This window comes from Paracoccus zeaxanthinifaciens ATCC 21588 (genome assembly GCF_000420145.1).
In the GTDB taxonomy this organism is placed as follows: domain Bacteria; phylum Pseudomonadota; class Alphaproteobacteria; order Rhodobacterales; family Rhodobacteraceae; genus Paracoccus; species Paracoccus zeaxanthinifaciens.
On record NZ_ATUJ01000009.1, the window covers coordinates 101,978 to 118,262 of the forward strand.

13 protein-coding genes, 1 tRNA gene and 1 pseudogene are annotated in these 16,285 nt (G+C 66.0%); 9 read left to right on the forward strand and 6 right to left on the reverse strand.

Going from position 1 to position 16,285, the window contains the following annotated elements:
- Positions 1–69: 69 nt before the first annotated feature.
- Complete coding sequence (locus F804_RS0110260; RefSeq protein WP_245540345.1) at positions 70–1,623, reverse strand: L,D-transpeptidase family protein; 1,554 nt, start codon at positions 1,621–1,623, stop codon at positions 70–72.
- Positions 1,624–1,985: 362 nt separating this feature from the next.
- On the opposite strand from F804_RS0110260, the gene mepK reads away from it, so the two are divergent.
- Positions 1,986–2,546 carry a peptidoglycan L,D-endopeptidase MepK gene (gene mepK, locus F804_RS0110265; RefSeq protein WP_028725853.1) on the forward strand — a complete coding sequence of 187 codons (561 nt, stop codon included), beginning with the start codon at positions 1,986–1,988 and terminating at the stop codon, positions 2,544–2,546.
- 147 nt (positions 2,547–2,693) lie between these two features.
- A complete protein-coding gene (locus tag F804_RS16970; protein WP_022707663.1) occupies positions 2,694–3,287 on the forward strand; it encodes a TetR/AcrR family transcriptional regulator in 594 nt (197 codons plus the stop codon).
- Here F804_RS16970 and F804_RS0110275 read toward each other — a convergent pair.
- Positions 3,284–3,877 (reverse strand): TetR family transcriptional regulator C-terminal domain-containing protein, encoded by a 594-nt coding sequence (locus F804_RS0110275; RefSeq protein WP_022707664.1) that lies wholly within the window; start codon positions 3,875–3,877, stop codon positions 3,284–3,286. The two genes, F804_RS16970 and F804_RS0110275, sit on opposite strands and share 4 nt — an antisense overlap.
- A 165-nt stretch (positions 3,878–4,042) precedes the next feature.
- On the opposite strand from F804_RS0110275, the gene aptA reads away from it, so the two are divergent.
- The 6 genes from aptA to F804_RS0110305 all read left to right on the forward strand — a co-directional run bounded on the left by aptA (position 4,043) and on the right by F804_RS0110305 (position 10,334).
- Positions 4,043–5,362, forward strand: a complete 1,320-nt coding sequence (gene aptA, locus F804_RS0110280; RefSeq protein WP_022707665.1) for an omega-aminotransferase AptA — start codon at positions 4,043–4,045, stop codon at positions 5,360–5,362.
- A gap of 81 nt (positions 5,363–5,443) precedes the next feature.
- Complete coding sequence (locus tag F804_RS0110285) at positions 5,444–6,709, forward strand: Zn-dependent hydrolase (RefSeq protein ID WP_022707666.1); 1,266 nt, start codon at positions 5,444–5,446, stop codon at positions 6,707–6,709.
- 93 nt (positions 6,710–6,802) lie between these two features.
- A complete protein-coding gene (locus tag F804_RS0110290; RefSeq protein WP_022707667.1) occupies positions 6,803–7,576 on the forward strand; it encodes an ATP-binding cassette domain-containing protein in 774 nt (257 codons plus the stop codon).
- Between the two features lie 13 nt (positions 7,577–7,589).
- A complete protein-coding gene (locus F804_RS0110295; protein ID WP_051142359.1) occupies positions 7,590–8,483 on the forward strand; it encodes an ABC transporter permease in 894 nt (297 codons plus the stop codon).
- Positions 8,480–9,322, forward strand: a complete 843-nt coding sequence (locus F804_RS0110300) for an ABC transporter permease (RefSeq protein WP_022707669.1) — start codon at positions 8,480–8,482, stop codon at positions 9,320–9,322. The genes F804_RS0110295 and F804_RS0110300 overlap by 4 nt, the downstream gene beginning before the upstream one ends.
- Positions 9,323–9,350: 28 nt before the next feature.
- Positions 9,351–10,334 carry an ABC transporter substrate-binding protein gene (locus F804_RS0110305; RefSeq protein ID WP_028725858.1) on the forward strand — a complete coding sequence of 328 codons (984 nt, stop codon included), beginning with the start codon at positions 9,351–9,353 and terminating at the stop codon, positions 10,332–10,334.
- Positions 10,335–10,337: 3 nt separating this feature from the next.
- Here the strand turns inward: F804_RS0110305 and F804_RS0110310 are convergent, their stop codons facing one another.
- The 4 genes from F804_RS0110310 to F804_RS0110325 form a co-directional block, all read right to left on the reverse strand.
- Positions 10,338–13,460, reverse strand: coding sequence for an efflux RND transporter permease subunit (locus F804_RS0110310; RefSeq protein ID WP_022707671.1), 3,123 nt, complete (start codon positions 13,458–13,460; stop codon positions 10,338–10,340).
- Positions 13,461–13,463: 3 nt separating this feature from the next.
- Positions 13,464–14,603, reverse strand: coding sequence for an efflux RND transporter periplasmic adaptor subunit (locus F804_RS16240; RefSeq protein WP_022707672.1), 1,140 nt, complete (start codon positions 14,601–14,603; stop codon positions 13,464–13,466).
- A 113-nt stretch (positions 14,604–14,716) separates the two neighbouring features.
- Positions 14,717–14,791: transfer RNA gene (locus F804_RS0110320), tRNA-Val, on the reverse strand.
- Positions 14,792–14,840: 49 nt separating this feature from the next.
- On the reverse strand, positions 14,841–15,368 hold the full coding sequence (locus F804_RS0110325) for a histidine phosphatase family protein (protein ID WP_040595953.1): 528 nt from the start codon (positions 15,366–15,368) through the stop codon (positions 14,841–14,843).
- Between the two features lie 214 nt (positions 15,369–15,582).
- Here F804_RS0110325 and F804_RS17190 point away from each other — a divergent pair.
- Positions 15,583–16,285, forward strand: a pseudogene (locus F804_RS17190) (IS5 family transposase); the annotation flags it as partial.

The window sequence follows — 16,285 nt, forward strand, 5'->3', positions numbered from 1 at the left end:
CCCTTTCCTTCTGGTCCGGGGATTACCGCGTTTGGGCGCCCCGTGCCAGCGAAAGCGGCAGCCCCGCCGTCACGTAGTCCCGTCGTCGAAGCCCTCGCGGACCATCGCCTGCCAGATCCGCGCATCGCGGCCATAGATGTCGCGATGCGTGTCGATCCCGCCCCGACCGTCAGGCCAGGCGGTGAAATAAACGAGGTGCACCGGCACGGCGGGCTTCAGCCGCAGCCAGCGTTCCTGCCCGCTGTCGCGCGCGTTCTGGAAGGTCGCCGCCGCGTCGCGGACCTGCGGTTCCAGCAGCAGGCGCGCGAAATCCTGCGGGTCGCCCAAGCGGATGCAGCCGTTCGACTCGGCCCGGACGCGGTTGCCGAACAGGTGCTTCGAGGGCGTGTCGTGCAGATAGATGTTCCACTTGTTCGGGAAGATGAACTTGACCGTGCCCAAGGCATTGTCGTCGCTCGGGTTCTGGCGCAGCCGGAAGGGGAAGCTGCGTTCGTCATAGGCCGCGAAATCGACGCTGTCGCGATCCACGACGCGGCCCCGGCGGTCGATCACGTCCAGGTGCGACAGCGCATGGCGATTGGCCTGAAGCCGCGGCAGGTAATCCCGCACCGTGATCGAGCGCGGCACGTTCCAGCTGGGATTGACCACCACGTTCGCCATCATGTCCGAGAATTCGGGCGTGCGCCAATTCTCGCGATCCTTGCCGACGACGCTGCGGGTGCGGAAGATCTCTTGCCCGTTCTCGATGACGGTGGTGCTGAATTCGGGAATGTTGACCCAGACATAGCGGCCGTCGAAGGACGCGTCGCCCATCCAGCGCAGGCGCTCCATCGCGATCAGGATCGCGCGGCGGCGTTCGGGGGCGACGGCACCGCCGCCATTGATCGCGCGGATGGTGCGCGGCCCCGCGATGCCGTCCGCGCCAAGGCCCATCGCACGCTGGTATTCGGCGACCGCCTGAGCCAAAGACGCGTCGAAGGTTTCGGAATCGCCCGACCCGAACCCGATCGCACCCAGCCTGCGGCGCAGCGCGGTCACCGCGGGGCCTGCGTCACCCTCGCGCCAGATGCCTTCGGGAACGGGCGCAAGATCGGCGGAAACCTTCAGGTTCTCGGGGCCGGTCAGCGCCTGCTGCAACTGGGCATAGGCCGGGTGACGCGGCGCGGTCTGCATGATCGCGGCAAAGGGATCGCTGCTGGCGGCAACGCGCTGCATGTCCTCGGCCACCGAGATGTCGGCGCGGCTGCGCTTGATCTCGGGGTCGACGCGGTTCGCGTCCAGCACGCCCCCCGACAGGTCGCGCAGCAGCATCGCGGCACGGCGGGCATGGATCAGCTCGGCGCTGATCGCATCGCGCGGCGGGCCGATCAGGCCGTCGTCATAGCGGCCCGAGGGGATGCCATGGGCGGGCATCGCCGCAACAGCCTGGCTCAGCGCCGCGCGCAGGGGCGCACCGCCCTGCCCCGTGAAGACGCGCTCGAGGCCGTTCGCGCCATAGAAGGCCGCAAGGTCCGGATCGCCCGCAACCTCGGTCGCAAGCGCCATCTGGTCGGCCGAAAAGTTCAGCCGCGGCGCCACCGCAGCCGTGACCGAGATCACGTTCTTCTGAGCAAAAGCAGGCATCGGGACGGCCGCGACCGCGCCAAGAAATGCCGAGAGAACCAGTTTCGTCGCGAACCGCATACCAGAATGCCCCTTGATACATCGCCATTCTCTCATGTGAACGTTCCGGCAACCAGCATGGGTACCGAGCGGAAAATTCAGCAAGCTCATGCCGTTGCGCAAATGTCACAAAAGACCCGCGAACTGTGGCTGCACAACCCTTCGGCGAAATCCCGCCGACCCATCGGCGGAACTCGTGCAGATTGCGCAGAAACAGTTTCCTGACGCACCGAATTTTGACATATTGTTAGGAAGTCGGGGCTAAACCCGACGGGCCGCGGCAATCCGCGCGCCGAAGAACGAAGCAGGACAGGCGATCTGACATGACAATGGACCTTATCTCCCGTCGCGGCCTTCTGGGTGCTTTCGCGGCGACCAGCGTGGCTGCGGCACCGGTGATGGCCAATGCCTTCGGTTTCCTTCGCGGTGCCGGCGACATGCGCCGCGTCCGGATGTATTCCGGCCGCACCGGCGAAAGCATCGACACCGTGTACTGGGTGGATGGCAAGTACATCCGCGAAGCCCTGAACGAGATCAACGTCTTCATGCGCGACTGGCGCACGGGCGAGGCGATCGGCATGGATCCCCGCATGATCGACGTGGCGGCGGCATCCTCGCGGCTGATGCAGACGAACGAACCCTACATGATGCTGTCGGGCTACCGCTCGCCCCGGACCAACGCGATGCTGCGTCGGCAATCCAGCGGCGTCGCGCGCAACTCTTTGCACATGACCGGCAAGGCCGCCGACCTTCGGCTGAAGTCGCGCTCGGTCGCGCAGATGTACCAGGCGGCGGTCGCATGCCGCGCGGGTGGCGTCGGCCGCTACAGCGGCTCGAACTTCGTGCACATGGATTGCGGGCCGGTCCGTACCTGGGGCCGCTGATCGCACGGACAGGCGTGACCGCCAAAACGCCATCCGCCGATGCGGGCGGCGTTTTCCTTCGTGTTAACAAGCGTAAACGATAATCCTGCTTGCGTTAGCGCCCCGCTCAAGTCACCCTGAAGACATAACAAATGTGAAGGGTTAAGAATGAGCCCCCAGACCACCCGTCGCTTTCGCACCGCGAAGAAGATCCAGTTCGCTGCCGTGGAGCTTGCGGTCCGCGATGGGCTGAGCAATGTCACGACCGAGGCGATCGCCAAGGAAGCTGGCATCAGCACCCGCAGTTTCTTCAACTACTATGCCTACAAGGAAGCGGCGCTGATGGGTCCGCCGCCGGATTATCCGTCCGACGCGTCCGAGATCTTCGTGCAGGGCACCGGCAAGCTGATCGACGATCTGTCCCGCCTGATCGAGGCGCATCTGAAGCGCTTCCTGGAAGAGCGCGAGATCTTCGCCCATATCCTTGAACTCAGCGACAGCGACCCCAAGCTGAATGCCCTGCGCAACAGTGCGATGCTGGCACGCCGCGCGCAGATGCGGGGCCTGCTGCACCGCCGCGCGCCCGGTTCCGATCCCCGCATCATCGAGATCCTGGCCGCAGCCGTCATCGCGGCGACGAATGCCGCCGCCAAGGATTGGGCCTCGGGCGAACGCATGGACCTGATCGCCTCGGCCAAGGAAAACCTCGTGCTGATCGAGCAGGCGGGCCTGCTTCTGGAGACCAGCCCCACAGCGGCCTAGACCGCCAGCATCTTGCGATACAGCTGATCGAGGAACTGCTCGGCCTCGTCGAACGGATCATGCCCGGGGCCGAGCACCGCCCGCACCTGCACGTCGAAATCCGCATAGTGCTGCGTCATCGACCAGATCGAGAAGATCAGGTGATGCGGCGCCACTTGCGCCAGCCTTCCCTGGTCCATCCACGCGGCGATGACCACCACGGCGCGATCGACGATGGTCTTCAGATCCTCTTCCAGCACCTCGGTCAGATGCGGCGCGCCCTGCAGGATCTCGTTCGCGAACAGCCTGCTTTCGCGCGGATAGTCGCGCGACATGTGCAGCTTTGCGCGGACATAGGTCAGCACCTCCTCCAACGGATCGCCGTCCGGGTCGAAGCGCGACAGCGGCGCAAGCCACATGTCCAGAAGCCGCGTCAGCAGCGTCTTGTGGATCTCGTCCTTAGACCGGAAATAATACAGCACGTTCGGCTTCGACAGACCGGCGGCCTGCGCGATCTGGTCGATCGTCGCCCCGCGAAAGCCGTTGCCGGCAAACACCCCAAGCGCGCCATCCAGGATCAGCTGCCGATTCTTCTGCTGAATGCGCGTCATCGGGGACTTTTTGCCGTTTGTCATTGCCGCTCCTGCTCTGGCATGATTGCGAAACGGGCAGTTTGGAAACCACCGTCACCGCAAGGTCGGGGTTTCTTGACTGACCTTTGCCCCGTGCTAGCGTGACCCTGACCAATTGGTCAATAATTTCCGAGGTTTGAATTCATGCCGCTTGACCGCAAGCCCGCACCGAACGACCTGAATGCGTTCTGGATGCCCTTCACTTCCAACCGTCAGTTCAAGTCCGATCCGCGGATGTTGGTCTCGGCGCAGGACATGCACTACACCTCGGCGGACGGGCGACAGATCCTGGACGGGACGGCGGGCCTGTGGTGCTGCAATGCCGGTCATTGCCGCCCGAAGATCACCGAGGCGGTCCAGAAACAGGTCGCCGAGATGGACTATGCCCCGGCATTCCAGATGGGCCACCCGCTGGCGTTCGAGCTGGCGAACCGCATCGTCGACGTGGCCCCCGAAGGGATGGAGCACGTCTTCTATTGCAATTCGGGCAGCGAGGCGGTCGATACGGCGCTGAAGATCGCGCTGGCCTATCACCGCGCACGGGGCGATGCCTCGCGGACGCGCCTGATCGGACGAGAGCGTGGCTATCACGGCGTCGGGTTCGGCGGCATCTCGGTCGGCGGGATCGTCAACAACCGCAGGCATTTCGGGTCGCTTCTGGCGGGCGTCGATCACCTGCCCCACACGCATCTGCCCGAGAACAGCTTCACCAAGGGTCAGCCCGACCACGGCGCGCATCTTGCCGACGAGCTGGAACGCATCGTCGCGCTGCACGGCGCCGAAACCATCGCCGCTGTCATCGTCGAGCCGATGGCCGGATCGACCGGCGTGCTGATGCCGCCCAAGGGATACCTGCAACGCCTGCGCGACATCACCCGCGAGCACGGCATCCTGCTGATCTTCGACGAGGTGATCACCGGCTTCGGTCGCCTGGGCAGCCCCTTTGCCGCGCAGCATTTCGGCGTCACCCCGGACATGATCACCTGCGCCAAGGGCCTGACGAACGGCGTCATTCCGATGGGCGCGGTGCTGACCACGCCCCAGATCCACGACGCCTTCATGCAGGGCCCCGATCACATGATCGAGCTGTTCCACGGCTATACCTACAGCGGCAACCCCATCGCCTGTGCGGCGGGCATCGCCACGCTGGACACCTATGCCGAGGAAGGGCTGCTGACCCGTGCCGCGACGCTCGAGACCTATTGGCAGGAGGCGCTGCACGGCCTGCGCGACCTGCCCAACGTGGTCGATATCCGCAACATGGGCCTGATCGGCGCGGTCGAACTGGCCCCCATCGAAGGGCAGCCGGGCAAGCGCGCCTTCGACGCCTTCCTCCGCGCCTACGAGGCCGGCATCCTGATCCGCGTCACCGGCGACATCATCGCCATGTCGCCCCCGCTCATCATCTCGGAACAGCAGATCGACCAGCTGATCGGCACGCTGGCCGAGGTTCTCAAGACCTGAACGCCGGCGGGCGGGTCGATCCCGCCCGCCCTCACGACGACCCTGCGCCGCGACTTCGGCGGGTCACTGGAAGGGACCGGAATGCAAGACGACAGCGCCGTGATGACGGCTGCGAACATGACCGTGGACGGCGACCGCCTGTGGGACAGCCTGGAACGGATGGCCCAGGTCGGGCCGGGGATCGCGGGCGGCAACAACCGCCAGACGCTGACCGACGAGGATGCCGCCGGTCGCGCGCTGTTCGCCGAATGGTGCCGCGATGCGGGCATGACGATGGGTCTGGACCGGATGGGCAACATGTTCATGCGCCACGAGGGGACCGAGCCTGCGCTGGACCCGATCTATGTCGGCAGCCACCTGGACACGCAGCCCACCGGTGGCAAGTATGACGGCGTGCTGGGTGTTCTTGCCGGGCTGGAGGTCGTGCGCGCCATCCGCGACATGGGCATCCGCACCCGCCGCCCCATCGTCGTCGTGAACTGGACGAACGAGGAAGGCGCCCGTTTCGCCCCCGCCATGCTGGCCTCCGGCGTGTTCGCGGGCATGCATTCCGAGGATTACGCCAATAGCCGCACCGATGCCGAAGGCAAGACCTTCGGCGCCGAGCTGGACCGCATCGGCTGGCGCGGGGACGAGGTTCCGGGCAATCGGCGCATCCACGCGATGTTCGAATACCATATCGAACAGGGCCCGATCCTCGAGGCCGCGGGCAAGCAGATCGGCGTCGTCACCCACGGGCAGGGCCTGTGGTGGCTGGAACTGACGCTGACCGGCAAGGACGCGCATACCGGCTCGACGCCGATGGCGATGCGGGTGAATGCAGGGCTTGGCATGGCGCGCATCACCGAGGCCGTCCAGCGCATCGCGATGGCCCATCAACCCGATGCCGTCGGTGCGATCGGGCAGGCGAACCTCTATCCCAACAGCCGAAACGTCATTCCGGGCAAGGCGGTCTTCACCATCGACTTCCGAACCCCGGACGCGGCCAAGTTGGCCTCGATGCGTTCGATGTTGGAGGCGGAGGCTGCTGAAATCGCAAAGGAACTTGGCCTCGACCTGAAGATCGAGGTGACCGGTCATTTCGAACCCGTGGCCTTCGACCCGACCCTTGTCGGCAAGGTCCGCGACGCCGCAAAGCGGCTGGGGCTGTCGCATATGGATATCGTGTCGGGCGCCGGCCATGACGCATGCTGGATCAACCAGGTCGCGCCGACCGCGATGATCTTCTGCCCCTGCGTCGACGGCCTGTCGCATAACGAGGCCGAGGAGATCAGCCCCGAATGGGCGAAGGCAGGTTGCGACGTGCTGCTGCACGCGGTTCTGGATGCCGCAGAAATCGTGACCTGAGGGCACTGCCCACCGATGACCTGAACCACCGGCGGGACGCGTTCCGCCGGGCGGATGACCGATGCCCGTTGGGCCCGAACGAAGGAGCGCCGGATGAGCGTGATCGACGCGCAGAATGTCAGCCTGACCTTTCCGACCGCCGATGGCCCGGTCCACGCCCTGAGCGCGGTGAACCTGTCCATCGAACGCGGCGATTTCGTCAGCTTCATCGGGCCTTCGGGTTGTGGCAAGACGACCCTGCTGCGCAGCATCGCCGCGCTGGAAACGCCGACCGGCGGCAGTCTCAGCGTCGCGGGTCGCGATCCCGATGCGGCGCGGCGCGCGCGGGCCTATGGCTATGTCTTCCAGGCGCCGGGGCTGTTTCCGTGGCGGACCATCGCGGGGAACATCGCGCTTCCGCTGCAGATCATGGGTTTCTCGAAATCCGAAAGGGCCGAGAGGGTCGCCCGCGTCCTTGACCTGGTCGAGCTGGGCGGTTTCGGCAACAAATACCCGTGGCAGCTGTCGGGGGGCATGCAGCAGCGCGCCTCGATTGCGCGGGCGCTGGCCTTCGATGCCGACATCCTGCTGATGGACGAACCCTTCGGCGCGCTGGACGAGATCGTGCGCGACCGTCTGAACGAGGCGCTGCTGCAATTGTGGCGCAAGACCGGCAAGACCATCGGCTTCGTCACGCATTCGATCCCCGAGGCGGTCTATCTCTCGACCCGGATCGTCGTGATGTCGCCGCGTCCGGGGCGGATATCGCGGATCATCGACAGCCCCCTGCCCGCCGACCGTCCGCTGGATATCCGCGACACGCCCGAATTCATCGCGCTTGCCCACGAGGTGCGCGAGGCCCTGCGCGACGGGCACGGCCATGACTGACGGAGCGATGCCCATGCCCCGCCTTCGCCTGCCACGCCCGGATCTGGGGGGCATCTTGCCCGTCTCAACCGTGCTGCTAGTCATCGTCGCGGTGTGGTACGCGGCGGCCATCGGCATGAACGCCAGGTGGGAACGCGATCAGGCAGCGCGCGCAGGCACGCAGGTTTCGGCCATGCAGATGGTCGGGCTGACCCTGACGCAGGACCGCCCCGTGCTGCCCGCGCCGCATCAGGTCGCAGCAGGCCTCTATCAGGGGCTCGCGGGGCAGAAGATCACCTCGCCGCGCAGCCTGGTCTGGCATGCTTGGGTGACGCTGTCCGCGACGCTGGCGGGCTTCGGCATCGGCGCCGTCGCGGGGACCGCCCTTGCCATCGGCATCGTGCACAGCCGCAGCATGGACCAGTCCGTGATGCCCTGGGCCGTCGCCAGCCAGACCGTGCCGATCCTTGCAATCGCACCGATGGTGATCGTGGTCCTGTCCTCGATGGGGATCACGGGACTGCTGCCCAAGGCCATCATCGCGGCGTGGCTCAGCTTCTTTCCGGTGCTGGTCGGCATGGTCAAGGGGCTGCGTACGCCCGACGCGATGCAGATGGACCAGATGCGGTCCTGGAATGCCAGCCGCACGCAGATATTCTGGCACCTACGTTTGCCGTCGTCCCTGCCCTACCTGTTCGCCAGCCTGAAGGTGGCCATCGCCGCCGCCCTTGTCGGCACCATCGTCGGAGAGCTTCCCGCAGGCGCGACCGCAGGCCTGGGCGCGCGCCTGCTGTCAGGCAGCTACTATGGGCAGACCGTCCAGATCTGGGCCGCGCTGTTCACCGCCGCCGCGCTTGCCGCGATCCTTGTCGCCATCGTCGCCCGCATCGAACGCGGGACCCTTGCACGCATAGGGCACCGCGCATGAGCACGCTTCCCATCATCGGCGTCTGGCTGGGCGGCTGGGCGATCAACCTCTGGCTTGCGCGCTTCGACACGCGCGCCAGCCGCGCCGCGGTGGCCGCGATCTTCGGCCTGACCCTGATCGCGTTGTGGGAGATGACCGTCCGCATCCACGAGGTGCCCGCCGTCATCCTGCCCGCCCCCAGCCAGATCGCGGCCAGCATCGTCCAGAACCGCAGCCTGCTGGTGACGGATTTCGTCCAGACCATCCTGCGCGGGGCGCTGACGGGCTGGGTGATCGGCGCGACCGCCGCGATCCTTGCGGCCATCGCCATCGACCGCAGCCCCTTCCTGCAGAAGGGCCTGCTGCCCATCGGCAATTTCGTCGCGGCCCTGCCGATCGTCGGCATCGCGCCCATCCTGGTGATGTGGTTCGGCTTCGACTGGCATTCCAAGGCGGCGGTCGTCGTGGTCATGGTCTTCTTCCCCATCCTCGTGAACATGGTCGCGGGACTGCGGGCGACCGATGCGCTGCAGCGCGACCTGATGGCCAGCTGGGCCGCCCCCTATGGGGCGTCGCTGATCCTGATGCGCCTGCCCGCCGCGCTGCCCTTCCTGTTCAACGGCCTGAAGATCACCACGACGCTGGCCCTGATCGGCGCAATCGTGGCCGAGTTCTTCGGCAGCCCGACCAAGGGCATGGGGTTCCGCATCTCGACCGCGGTCGGACGGCTGGATCTGCCGCTTGTCTGGGCCGAGATCGTGGTGGCGGCGCTTGCCGGCACGTGCTTCTACGCCATCGTCGCGCTGATCGAGCGTCGCGCGACCTTCTGGCACCCCTCGCAACGCAACAACCGGGGCTGAGACCCCATTCGGACAGGAGAGACGGATGATGAAACGGATCATGCTGGGCAGCGTCGCATGTGCGATCATGGGCAGCGCCGCCGCCGCGGAAGAGCTGACGCTGCAGCTGAAATGGGTCACGCAGGCGCAGTTCGCCGGGTATTACGTCGCCGAGGCCAAGGGCTTCTACGACCGGGAAGGGCTGGACCTGACGATCCTTGCGGGCGGGCCGGACATCGCGCCGACGCAGGTGCTGGCAGGCGGCGGGGCCGATGTCATCGTCGAATGGATGCCCGCCGCGCTGGCAGCCCGCGAAAAGGGCCTGCCCTTGGTCAACATCGCGCAGCCCTTCAAGGCATCGGGCATGATGCTCACCTGCCTCAAGGAATCCGGCATCGAGACCCCCGAGACCGATTTCGCGGGCAAGACCCTCGGCGTCTGGTTCTCGGGGAACGAATACCCGTTCCTCAGCTGGATGAGCACGCTCGGCCTGTCGACCGAGGGCGGCGAGGATGGCGTGACGGTGCTCAAGCAGGGCTTCAACGTCGATCCGCTGCTGCAGAAGCAGGCGGCCTGCATCAGCACCATGACCTATAACGAATACTGGCAGGTGATCGACGCGGGCCTGACGCCCGACGACCTGATCACCTTCAAGTACGAGGACCAGGGCGTCGCCACGCTGGAGGACGGTCTCTATGCGCTGGAAACCACGCTGCAGGACGAGGACAAGGTCGAGGCGCTGGCGAAATTCGTGCGCGCCAGCATGAAGGGCTGGGAATATGCCGCCGCGAACCCCGAAGAGGCTGCCGAGATCGTGCTGGACAACGACATGACCGGCGCGCAGACGCTGGAGCATCAGACCCGCATGATGACCGAGATCGCGAAGCTGACCGAAGGCTCGGACGGCACGCTGGATCAGGCCGATTACCAGCGCACCGTCGATATCCTGATGGCGGGCGGTTCGGACCCCGTGATCGAGGCCGCGCCCGAGGGTGCATTTACCACGGTCGTCACCGACAAGGCGCTGCAGTAACGCCTATTCCGCCGGGGCGGCGGCGCTGCGACGCGCCGCCCTCCGGCCCTCGCGGGCGACGCGACGACGCCCGTCCCATGCCAGAAGCGTCGGCGTCAGGAACAGCGTGACCGCCGTCGCCACCACCAGCCCGCCCGCGATGCCCGTGGACAGCTGGATCCAGAACTGCCCCGATGGCGCCCCGAAATAGAGATCGCGCCCGACGAAATCGATCGTCATCCCCATCACCATCGGCAAGAGGCCGATCACCGTGGTCGTGGCCGTCAGCAGAACGGGGCGGAAGCGTTCCGCCGCCGCCCGCCGCGCGGCGCGGTCCGGGTCGATCCCTGCGGCGCGATGCTCGTTATAGGCGTCGATCAGGATGATGTTGTTGTTCACCACGACACCCGCCAGCGCCATGATGCCGATCCCGCTCATGACGATGGAAAACGCCTCTTGCCGGACGATCAGTCCGAGGAAGACCCCCGCGATCGAGAAGATGATCGCCGAGAGGACCAGCCCCGCCTGATAGAAGCTGTTCATCTGGATCAGCAGGATCAGGAACATCAGGAAGATCGCCGCGACGAAGGCCCCCGACAGGAAGGTCATCGCCTCCTGCTGGTCCTCGACCTCGCCGCCGAAGCGGATATCGACGCCGGGGGGCAATTCCATCCCGCCCACGGTCTGGTCGATGCGCGCCAGTTCGGCGGTCAGGGTGGCGCCGGGCGCAAGATCGGCGCTGATGGTCTGCGTCTCCTTGGCGCCGATGCGGGTGATGGCGGTCGGCGCGGGCGCGGGCAGGATGTCGGTCACGTTGCTGATGGGCACCTGCGCACCGGACTGGACGCGGACGCGCAGGCTTTCGAGGTTCTCGAAATCGCGCTGCTCGGGCGGGTATCGCAGGACGATATCCACCTCTTCGTCGGCGAAATCGGGCAAATAGGTGCCAAGGCTGACCCCCGTCGTCAGAAGCTGGACCGAGGTGCCGATGCTGTCCATGTCCACGCCGTAGCGGGCCGATTCCTCGCGGTCCACGGACAGCCGGATCTCGGGGTTGGGGCGCGGCGTGTCGTTCTGGATGTCGACGAAGCTGCCCTGCGCCTTCATCAGGCGCTCGATCTCGGCGGCGGCAAGCTGCAGGACCTCGCGGCTGTCGGCGGAAACCTCGACCTGGACGGGACGCGCCTCGGCGGGACCAGATGCCGCGGCCTCGACCTGGATGCCGAGGCCCGGCACGTCCGAGGCCGCCTGCCGCATCGCCTCGATCACCTGCCCCGAGGGTTCGCGGGTCTGCCAGTCCGTGAACTCGACCTGGATCTGGCCGATCACGTCGCTTGGCAGGCTGGAGCGGACGCGTTCCTCGACGCTGCCGATGGTGCGGGCATAGACGCGATCCACCCCGTCGATGCGGCTGACGCGATCCTCGACCAGCCGGACCAGCTGATCGGATTCGCGCACCGACAGGTTGCCCGAGGCCGTGATCTGGACCTGCGCGCGTTCCGCATCGGTCTCGGGAAAGAACTCGACCCCGCGGCCAAGCTGGGCATAGGCAAAGATGACCGCGACCATCAGCGCCGCCGACAGCGCCAGCGTCAGTCCGGGCCGCGCAATGGTCCAGCGCGACAGGCTGTTGATCGCGGACGGAATCTCGTCGGGTTCATCCTCGGGCAGGCGGTCCTGCGCCTTGCCCAGCACCGTGCCGGTCACGGGCACGAAGACCAGCGCCATGATCAGCGACATGATCAGCGTCGCGATCATCGTGGCGGGCAGGTAGAACATGAACTGCCCCGCCAGCCCCGGCCAGAACAGCAGCGGGAAGAACACCGCCAGCGTCGTCGCGGTCGAGGCGATGATCGGCCAGGCCATGCGCTGCGCCGCCATGCGGAAGGCATCGCGCTTGCGGTGGCCCTGCGCGATCAGGCGTTCGCCCAGCTCGACCACGACGATGGCGCCATCGACCAGCATCCCCACGACCAGGATCAACGAGAACAGCACGATGACGTTCAGCGTGAAGCCCAGGGCCCAGATGATCAGGATGCCCGACAGGAACGCGCCCGGGATTGCCACCGCGACCAGCATCGAAGCGCGGACGCCCAGGAACAGCACCGTCACCAGCATCACCAGCACGACCGCCGCGATCACGTTGTTCTGCAGGTCGGACAGCAGGTCGAGCATTTCCTGCGACTGGTCGTTCAGGAAGGTCACCTGAACCTGCGGGGGCCAGTCGGCCGACATCTCCTCGACCGCCTGGCGGACCTCGGCCACGGTGTCGATGATGTTGGCGCCCGCCGATTTCCGCACGTCGATGGCCAGCGCGGGCTGGCCGTCGATCCGCGCGAAGCTGGTCGCGTCCTTGAAGGTCTGGCGCACCTCGGCCACGTCCTGCACGCGCAGCACGGTATTGCCGTCCACCAGCACCGGAATGGACATGATCTCGTCCAGCTGCACGACCGTGCCGGGGATCGACACGGCAAGCCGCCCCGCGCCGTTGTCGAAGGAGCCCGCCGCGATCAGCTGGTTGTTGGCCTGCACCGCCTGCGCCAGCTGCCCCGGCGCGATGCCATAAGTTTCAAGCGCGATCGGGTCGATCAGCACCTCCAGCTGGTCCTCTCGATCGCCGGTCAGATCGGCCTGCAGGACGCCCGACACCGTCTCGATGCGGTCGGACAGGTCGCGGCCCAGCCGGATCAGGTCGCGTTCGGGCACCTGCCCCGACAGCGCGACGGTCAGGATGGGAAAGATCGACAGGTCGATCTCTCGCACGAAGGGGCCGTCTGCGGCGGGCGGGATGTCGGGTTCCGCATCGTCGGCGGCATCCTTGACCGATTTCTCGGCCTCGGCCTGATCGAAGCCGGGCGCGAATTCCAGCGTGACCGAGGCGAAGCCCTCGGCGGCCACGGTCTTCATCTCTCGCAGGCCGTCCAGCGACTTCATCTGGCGTTCCAGCGGTTCGGCCAGAAGGGTCGCGGCATCCTCGGCGCTGACGCCGCTATAGGTGACGTTGACGATGAAGATCGGGATGTCGACCTCGGGCATCGATTCCTTGGGGATCGTGCGATAGGCCATGAAGCCCGACAGCAGCAGCGCGATCATCAGCAGGATCACGGTCCTGACGCGGGTGAAGGCGGCGGCGATGATCCCCTGCATCGGTCAGTCCCCCGTCACGTCGCCGATCAGCCGGGCCGCCTCGCCCGCGTCCTGATCGCCGCCGATGACGTCGCGATATTCTTCGGGCGTCTCGCGGATACGCGCGCGCTGCCCGTCGCTGAGTGCGCCCTGCGAAATCGTCACGATCCGCGCGGTTTCGGGAAGGCCCGTGATCCAGATCGCCTCGGCCTGTGCCTGCACCACATCGACGGGCAGGAAACGCAGATGCTCGTCATCCTCGGCCACCACGAAGACGCCGATGCGCCCCGCGTCGTCCAGCCGGATCAGCGCGGGCGAGATGCGGTGCGCGACACGTTCCTGCAGCGGCAGCCGAACCTTGGCCGCAAGCCCCGCGGGCGTGCGGCTGTCGGGGTTCGGGACCTCCAACTCGACCCTGAAGGTCCGCGTCTCGCTGTCGGCCACGGGCGAGATGAAGGTCACCCGACCCTCGGCCATGCGGTCGCCCTGGAACTCGACCTCGGCGGTCTGGCCAAGGCTGACCGAGGTGATCTCGGACTGGCGGACCTGGATCCGCACCTTGAGGGGGTCGTTGTTCACGATCTCCAGGATCTCTCCGCCGGGCTGCACGAAGCTGCCGATCTCGACGGGAACGTCGCTGACGACGCCGGCGATGGGCGCGGTCAGGTTGGTGTTTTCCAGCTCGATCTCGGCGGCGCGAAGATCGGCGCGGGCGCTTTCCAGCGCGGCAAAGCGGTTGCGGGCCTCGGCATCCGAGGTGACGCCGCGATCGCGCAGACGCTCGGCCGCGTCATAGTCGCGCTCGGCCGCGGCCAGTTCCGCCCGGGCGCGCGCCAAGGCGGCCTCGCGGTCGTCGGCCGAGATGCGCCCGACCGGATCGCCCTTGGCAACGCGGGTCCCCTCGGTCGTGATCTCTTCGATGATGCCGCCGGTGCGCGGGCGCAGGACCGATCGCTGGTTCGGAACCACGTCGCCGAACAGCACGCTTTCGGGGCGGATGCGTTCCGCGCGGCTGATGCTGGCGGCGACCTCGGGCGGGGGGATCTCGGCCTCTTGCCGCTGTTCGGGGGCCTCGCGCGTTGCCATGCCGCCGCCGATCCAGAAGGCCAGGAACCCCAGGATGCCAAGGAAAACAAGGGTCGAGCTGTTCAAGAAGCGCCGCATGATCGTCCTGTCGTCAAGAAATGTCGGCAGCCGGCATCCTGCGGCACGCGCCTTCGGGTCGAGACAACAGATGGCGAAAGGTCGCTGTCAGGTCAATGAATTTGCCTGCGGCATGGTGGCCCGTGAGAGATTCGAACTCCCGACCGGCCCGGTGTAAACGGGACGCTCTACCACTGAGCTAACGGGCCATCCGTAGCGTGGCGCATGTGAAAAGCAAATCGCGGCGCGTTGCAAGGGCTAATCCGCGATCAGGCTTTCGTGTCCCTGGCGGAAGGCATGGATCGCGCCCTGCCGTGCCTCGCCCTGCCCGATCCGGTCGATCGGCAGCCCCAGGATCAGGCATCGCAGCATCCGCAGCGTGACCCCATGCGTGACGATCAGCGCGGGCCCGTCCAGATCGTCCAGTAGGCTGCGGCAGCGGGTGGCCAGCCGGGCGAACCCCTCGCCCCCCGGGCAGCGGTCGTACCAGCCGAAATCGTCGATGAAGATGCCCGGATGTTCGCCGCGCAGGTCGGACAGCAGCCTGCCGGTGAAATCCCCAACGTCGATCTCGGACAGGCGCGGGTCTGTGGCGAAATCCTGGCCGAAGGCGATGCGCGCGGTGGCGACGGCCCTGCCCTGCGGACTGCTGATCCGACGACCCGCGATCCCGTTTGACAGTTCGGCCAGGCGGCGGGCCTGTTCGATGCCGCGGTCCGTCAGCGGCGAATCCAGGATGCCCTGCAGGCGGTCCTGAACGTTCCACGCGGTTTCGCCGTGGCGCATCAGATAGATGTCGGGAAGGATTGGAGCGGGTGAAGGGATGCTTAGATCAGGCATTTTGCGATGTTTTCAGTCCCAGTGCGTCCCACGCGGCCAATTTGTTGCCTTTTCTAGATTCAAGAGATTACAGGCAAAGTGTCCCACGGTTCTATAGGCTCCAGACCCATTGATTTTATGCCCTTTGCGTGATTCTGGCTGCCGCAAGGAGTCCTGATCAATGAGCAACCTGTTCTGGCCGACGGAAGCGCAGATGTCGCGCCTTCGCCCCTACTTTCCCAAGAACCATGGCCGTCCGCGAGTTGATGACCTGCGGGTGCTAAGCGGCATTATCTTCATCAATCGCAATGGCTTGCGATGGTGCGATGCACCAAATGAACACGGACCAGCAAAGACGCTCTACAATCGCTGGAGGCGCGGGAGTGGCAATGGTGTCTTCGCCCGGATCATGGTCGGTCTGGCCGCCGAAAGCACCGATCCGAAGACGATCATGATCGATGCCACTTATCTGAAGGCGCATGGCACGGCTTGCAGCTTACGGGCGAAAAAGGGGGGCGCGCTCGCCAAATCGGTCGAACAAAAGGCGGCATGAACACGAAGCTGCACGCCGTCACTGACGCAAAAGGCAGGCCTATCCGCCTTCTCCTGTCAGCAGGACAGGTAAGCGATTACACCGGCGCGGCGGCGCTTCTGGACACCCTACCGCAGGCTGACTGGTTCCTGGCGGACCGGGGCTATGATGCTGACTGGCTGCGAAAAGCGTTGCAGGACAGAGGGATAAAAGCCTGCATCCGAGATCGGAAGTCGCGCCAGAAGACCGTGAATTAAGACAAGCGACGCTACAGACGACGCAACCGCATAGAGATCATGTTCGGTAGGTTGAAGGACTGGCGGCGAGTAGCGACACGTTACGATAGATGCCC